Below are 6,192 nucleotides of genomic sequence, written 5' to 3' on the forward strand. Positions count from 1 at the left end.
GCTCCGGCACATCCCACGTGACCTGCGAAACAGCCCATGTGCCCGGCCGCGCCTAAGCTGTCCCCACGAACCCGCCACGCGCCCATCCGCCGCTCCAGCGTCGCAGCGGCCCGCGTCCCCGCCGCCCCGAGGAGCCCGCGCCATGTCCGAGAACACCGCCCACCCCGCGTACCCCGTAGGGCTCAGGCTCCATGGACGCCGTGTCGTCGTGGTCGGCGGCGGCACCGTCGCGCAGCGGCGGCTGCCCGCGCTGCTCGCGGCGGGCGCGGACCTCCTGCTGATCGCCCCGGACGCCACCCCGTCCGTCGAGGCCATGGCCCGCGCCGGCGAGCTCACCTGGCGCCGCCGCCCCTACCGGCACGGCGACCTGGACGGCGCCTGGTACGCGCTCGTCGCCACCGACGACCCGGAGGTCAACGCCTCCGCCGCCGCCGAGGCCGAGGAGCGCCGGGTGTGGTGCGTCCGCACGGACGACGCCGACCTGGCGTCGGCCTGGACCCCGGCGACCGGCCGCGCGGCGGGCGTCACCGTCGCCGTCCTCACCAGCGGCACCGGCGAGGCGCCCCGGGACCCGCGGCGCGCCGCCGCGCTCCGGGACGCGATCGTCGCGGGCCTGAGCGACGGCACCCTGGCGGCGCCGCAGCACCGCGCGCGCACCGGGGGTGTCGCCCTGGTCGGCGGCGGGCCCGGCGACCCGGACCTGATCACGGTACGCGGCCGCCGCCTGCTCGCCGAGGCGGACGTCGTGGTCGCCGACCGGCTCGGCCCGCGCGACCTGCTGGACGAACTCCCGCCGCATGTCGAGGTGGTCGACGCGGCGAAGATCCCGTACGGCCGGGCCATGGCGCAGGAGGCCATCAACCGGGCCCTCGTCGACCACGCCAAGGCCGGAAAGTCCGTGGTCCGCCTCAAGGGCGGCGACCCCTTCGTCTTCGGGCGCGGCATGGAGGAGGCCGAACAGCTCTCCGCCGAGGGCATCCCCGTCACCGTCGTCCCCGGCATCTCCAGCGCGATCAGCGTGCCCGGGGTGGCGGGCATTCCCGTCACCCACCGCGGAGTCGCACACGAGTTCACCGTCGTGAGCGGCCATGTCGCGCCCGACGACCCGCGCTCGCTGGTCGACTGGCCCGCGCTCGCGCGGCAGCGCGGCACGCTGGTGCTGCTGATGGCAGTCGAGCACATCGGTGCCATCGCCGACACGCTGCTCGCCCACGGCCGCCCGGCCGACACCCCGGTCGCGCTGCTCCAGGAGGGCACCATGGCGACCGCACGCCGGGTCGACGCCACCTTGGAGACGGTGCGCGAGCGGGCCCGCGCCGAGGGCGTACGCCCGCCCGCGGTGATCGTGATCGGCGACGTCGTCGCCGTCGGCGCGCGGCCGTAGCGTCGTCGCGTGGCCGCACCGATCACCGTCGAGGACCCTGCCGACCCCCGGCTGGGCGACTACGTCGCGCTCACCGACGTCGAGCTGCGGCGGCGGCGCGAACCCGCCGAGGGCCTCTTCATCGCCGAGGGCGAGAAGGTCATCCGCCGCGCCCTGGAGGCCGGGTACGCGATGCGCTCCATGCTGCTCTCCGAGAAGTGGGTGGACGCGATGCGGGACGTCGCCGCGGAGGGCCCCGCGCCCGTCTACACGGTCACGCCCGAGCTGGCCGAGCGCGTCACCGGCTACCACGTGCACCGCGGCGCCCTCGCGGCCATGGAGCGCAAGCCGCTGCCCGCGGCGGCGGACCTGCTCGGCGCCGCGCGCCGGGTCGCCCTCTTCGAGGACATGGTGGACCACGCCAACCTGGGCGCCGCTTTCCGCAGCGCGGCCGCGCTGGACGTGGACGCCGTCCTCCTCACGCCGCGCTGCGCCGACCCGCTCTACCGGCGGGCGGTGAAGGTGTCGATGGGCGCGGTCTTCCATGTCCCCTGGACCCGGCTGGCCTCCTGGCCGGCGGACATCGAGGTGCTCCGGCGGCGCGGCTTCGCGACGGCCGCGCTGTGCCTCGCCGAGGACGCGATCACGGTGGACGAACTGGCCGCCCGCCGGTACGAGAAGCTGGTGCTGATGCTGGGGACCGAGGGCGAGGGGCTGTCGCGCGATGCCCTGCGCGCGGCCGACGAGCGGGTCCGTATCCCGATGGCCGCCGGAGTGGACTCCCTCAATGTCGCCGCGGCCTCCGCCGTGGCCTTCCACGTCACACGACCCTAGTGCCGTGGCCGTCCGTTTCCGGCGGAGCCGTGCCGGGCCGGGGCTGCTCCGCGCCCCTGGGGGGCGCGGAGCTTGACGTTCATGGCCAGTGGCTCGGCTCGCGTCGTCGGCCGGGTCATTGACGTGCTGCTGGACCTCATCGGGGACCGACCTGTGAGGGGCACACGACGAATTCCAGCCCGACCCTGACCGCTGCAGGGCCGAGGGCTGCTGCGGACCGCGTGATCGGGGGCCGGATTCAGGCGGGGCCGGTGGCTATTCGGCGGAGGGTGAGCCGGGTGGTAAAGGGTTGGGGGGTCAGGACGGTGCGGCGTGCGCCGGGCAGGATCTTGGCAGTGCTCAGGACGGTGTGCTGGACGACGGTGTTGACGCTGGCGTGGATCCGTGCGGCGTAGGCGGCGGTGTCGGCGGTGAACAGGCAGCGGGTGACGGCGGCCGTGTTCAGGGCGGGCGAGCGTGGCCAGCCTGGGCCAGGCGGGGATTGCCCAGGTCCACGTCGTCGAGTCGCACTTCGTGCACTGCTTTCGGCTGGGACGCATGGGCCGTGCAAGAGCCGGGGCGGGCCGAACGCGAGCTCGTGCGGCGGGCTCAGCCGGCCGTCGGGGTCGGCGGCGCGACCGCCTCACGCAGTTCGGCGGCGGTCTGGGCGACGAGCTCGGAGAGGGTCGCGTCCGGGTCGGCCAGCCAGCGGGACGTGGCGCGCCGGGAGACCGCTATCGCCACGTCGGTGATGAAGCGTGCTCTGCCGGGCTCGACGCCGCGGTGTTCGAGTGCCCGTACCAGCGCGTCGGCGATGTCGGCGAGCTTGATCAGGTCGCGCTCGGCCAGCGCGGGGCTGGCGGCGATCACCCTGACGCGGCGCAGCAGGAACTCGCGCGGGCGGAAGATTTCCTCGGCGGTCCCCAGCGCGGTCAGCAGCGCCTCGATCGGCGTGAGGTCCGGGTCGGCCGCTTCGACTTGGGCGACGAGGTGGGCCTGGAGCTCGTCGTCGGCGAAGAGGACTTCCCGCTTGTCGGGGAAATAGCGGTAGAAGGAGCGCTCTGTCAGGCCGGCGGTGCGTGCGATCTGTGCGACCGAGGTGCGCTCGAAACCTTGCGCCTCGAACAGTTCGAGCGCCGCGCGCTTGAGCCGGCCCTGTGCGTCTGACTCCCATCGTGGCATGCCCACCAGGATATGACAGCAGAGGCTGTCGTCGTGGCGTTAAGATCGATGACAACAGATGCTGTCATCACGGAGGAGATCGTCATGAAGGCTCTTCAGTTCGACCGGTTCGGATCCCCGGACGTGATCGTGCTCCGCGAGGTCCCGAAGCCGGAGCCGGGACCCGGCCAGATCCGGATCGCCGTGCGCGCGTGCGGCCTGACGCCGGGCGACTGGGCGGTGGTCGACGGCCTGCTCGCCGACCGGTTGCCGCCCCTGCCCCGCGGGCTCGGCGTCGAGGTCGCGGGCACCGTCGACGCGCTCGGTGCGGGCGTCGACGGCGTCGAAATCGGCGACCGTGTGTTCGGCCCGGCGACCCTCGACGGCCCGACGGCCGGGGCCTCCGAGTATGCGCTGATGGCGGTCTGGGCTCACATTCCTGTGGGCGTCGCCGCCGAGCAGGCCGCCGCGCTGCCGATGGCGGCCGAGACGGCATGGCACGCGCTCGACGACCTCGGCGTCCAGCCGGGTGAGCTGCTGCTCGTCCACGGCGCGGGCTCCACCGTGGGTGAGGCGGCGGTGCGCTTGGCGCTGCACCGGGGTGTCCGGGTGATCGCCACCGCCGGGCCGACGCGGGCCGCAGCCCTGGGAGAGATCGGCGCCCGGGTGACCGGCTACGGCGACGGCATGGCCGAACGCGTCGCCGCACTGGCCGGAGGCCGCGTCGACCGCGCCCTGGACACGGCCCCGACCGGCGGCCGGATCGACCGCGCCCACCAGGCCAGCCCAGGCGGCGGCTCGCTGCCGTCCCTGATCGAGCTGACCGGGGACTCCGACCGCGTCCTCACCGTCTCGGACTTCGCCGCCGCAGCCGAGCTGGGCACCCGGATCACCCAGATCGAGATGCGCTACGACCGGATGAGCGAGTTCGCCCGGCTGGCCGGCGAAGGCGTCCTCGCCGTATCGGTCGCCCACACCTACCCGCTCGACCAGATCCAGGAAGCGGCCAAGCTCAGCCAGTCCCGTCGGCCCGGCGGCAAGCTCATGCTCGTCCTGTGACCGGGTTACTGGACTGATCAGCGGCCACCGCACGATCTTCAGGAGCCCATACAACTCCCGAAGGTCACGCGGTGGCCGTACCGCCGGCCCGCACTCTCCACACGGTCTAGCGGCTGTCGTCGGAGGTGTCGCCGTCCTGCACGGCCGGTACGGGGACGCGGCTGTCGGGGCCGCCGAGGCCCCGGGTCGGGCCCTGGCAGCCCTGGGCCGCCGCGATGCCCAGCGCGACGAGCAGCGTCACCGTCACGAAGACGATCAGGCGCTGGCGCAGCAGCCGCCGGTTCCGGCGGGGTCCCGGACGGCGCGCGGTGCCGGTTCCCGTACCGGGATGTCCGCTGTTCGGCCGTCCGCCACCGGTGCGCGCCCCTGTGCGCGACGGGGACGACGCGGGGCGGCGGGCGGCCGGGCGGTCGGTGTCCGGGCGCCCGCCGCCCGCACCGCGCGCCGTGCGCGGTGAGGAGGCCCGCGGCGCGCTCGCCGGCGGCTCGTGGTCGGGCTCGGTGCGCTGCCGGGCGTAGTCCCGCGCCCGCCGCCCCGTGGGGACCGGCCGTCCGCCGCCCGCGGTCCTGCCGGGGTGGGTGCCCGGCCCCGGGCCCGGTGGTGCGGACTCGCCGCCGTCCGGCAGGCCGCGCGCCTCCCGCGTGGCGATCTCCTTCAGCCTGAGCGAGAGCTGCAGCGTGCTGGGCCGCTCCTGGGGCGGCTTCACCAGGCACGCCTGGATCAGCGGGGCCAGCGCGGCGTGCACCCCGCGCAGATGCGGCTCCTCGTGCACCACGCGGTAGAGCATGACCTCCGAACTGCCCTGGCCGAAGGGCGAGTCGCCCGTCGCCGCGTACGCCAGGGTGGCGCCCAGCGCGAACACGTCCGTCGCCGGGGTCACGGCCGCGCCGCGCACCTGCTCGGGGGAGAGGAAGCCGGGGGAGCCCACCGCCGTTCCCACATGAGTGAGGGTGCTGGCCCCCGTCGCCCAGGCGATGCCGAAGTCGATGATGCGGGGGCCCTTGGGCGACAGCAGGATGTTCGACGGCTTCAGGTCGCGGTGGACGACACCCGCCTCGTGGACGGCGACCAGCCCCTCGGCCAACGCGGCGCCGATCGAGGCGACCTGCGCCGGCGGCAGCGGGCCGCCCTCGTTCACCTTGTCGTGCAGCGAGGGCCCGGGGACGTACTGCGTGGCGAACCACGGCCGGTCCGCCTCCAGGTCGGCGGCCACCAGCCGGGCCGTGCAGCCGCCCCGGATCCGCCGTGCCGCCGACACCTCCCGTGCGAACCGGGAGCGGAACTCCTGGTCCTCGGCGAGATCCGGGCGGATCACCTTCAGCGCCACCCGCTGCCCGCGCCGGTCCGAGCCGAGGTAGACGACCCCCATCCCGCCGGCTCCCAGGCGCCGGTGGAGCCTGAACGAGCCGACGACACGCGGGTCCTCGCGTCGGAGCCGCATCATCGCCATGTCCGTCCCCTGCCTCCGGTGTCTGACGAGCACAGCTTACGGACTGCCGCCGCGCGGCGCCGAGAGGCCGCGCTCGCGCTGCCGGACGGAATGTCAGCGGCGCGGGCGGAAGCGGGAGTAGGGAAACCGGCTTGGTCCGGACCGGGCCGTTCCGCGTCCGTCCGGGCCAAGGCGCGGCGGAGGAAGGGAGATTGACGGGTCGACGGCGGACGGCGGCGCCCCGCCAGCCGGAGCGGCGCCCGGTGCGCTGTCCGGGGCCGGGGGAGGCGGCGGGGCGACCAGGGACGTGAGCTAAGTCTCCCGCCGCGCGCCCTGCTCCGACCCGGCCGCGGACGGTCCCCGCGCC

The 6,192-nt window shown here is 75.0% G+C and carries 5 protein-coding genes; 3 read left to right on the top strand and 2 right to left on the bottom strand.

Annotated elements, in window-relative coordinates; translation table 11 throughout:
* The first annotated feature begins 142 nt into the window (after positions 1-142).
* Complete coding sequence (cobA, locus tag G5C65_RS29215; protein WP_165302049.1) at positions 143-1,384, top strand: uroporphyrinogen-III C-methyltransferase; 1,242 nt, start codon at positions 143-145, stop codon at positions 1,382-1,384.
* 9 nt (positions 1,385-1,393) lie between these two features.
* Positions 1,394-2,197, top strand: coding sequence for a TrmH family RNA methyltransferase (locus G5C65_RS29220; RefSeq protein WP_165302050.1), 804 nt, complete (start codon positions 1,394-1,396; stop codon positions 2,195-2,197).
* Positions 2,198-2,785: 588 nt separating this feature from the next.
* Here the strand turns inward: G5C65_RS29220 and G5C65_RS29225 are convergent.
* Entirely contained in the window at positions 2,786-3,358 is a 573-nt protein-coding gene (locus tag G5C65_RS29225; RefSeq protein ID WP_165302051.1) for a TetR/AcrR family transcriptional regulator, read from the bottom strand.
* A gap of 84 nt (positions 3,359-3,442) precedes the next feature.
* On the opposite strand from G5C65_RS29225, the gene G5C65_RS29230 reads away from it, so the two are divergent.
* Positions 3,443-4,396, top strand: a complete 954-nt coding sequence (locus tag G5C65_RS29230; protein WP_165302052.1) for an NADP-dependent oxidoreductase — start codon at positions 3,443-3,445, stop codon at positions 4,394-4,396.
* 106 nt (positions 4,397-4,502) lie between these two features.
* On the opposite strand, the gene G5C65_RS29235 is transcribed toward G5C65_RS29230, so the two are convergent.
* The gene (locus G5C65_RS29235) at positions 4,503-5,846 is read right to left on the bottom strand and encodes a serine/threonine-protein kinase (RefSeq protein ID WP_165302053.1); all 1,344 of its coding nucleotides are present in this window, start codon (positions 5,844-5,846) and stop codon (positions 4,503-4,505) included.
* Positions 5,847-6,192: the final 346 nt, after the last annotated feature.

Source organism: Streptomyces boncukensis (assembly GCF_011045075.1).
Lineage (GTDB): Bacteria > Actinomycetota > Actinomycetes > Streptomycetales > Streptomycetaceae > Streptomyces > Streptomyces boncukensis.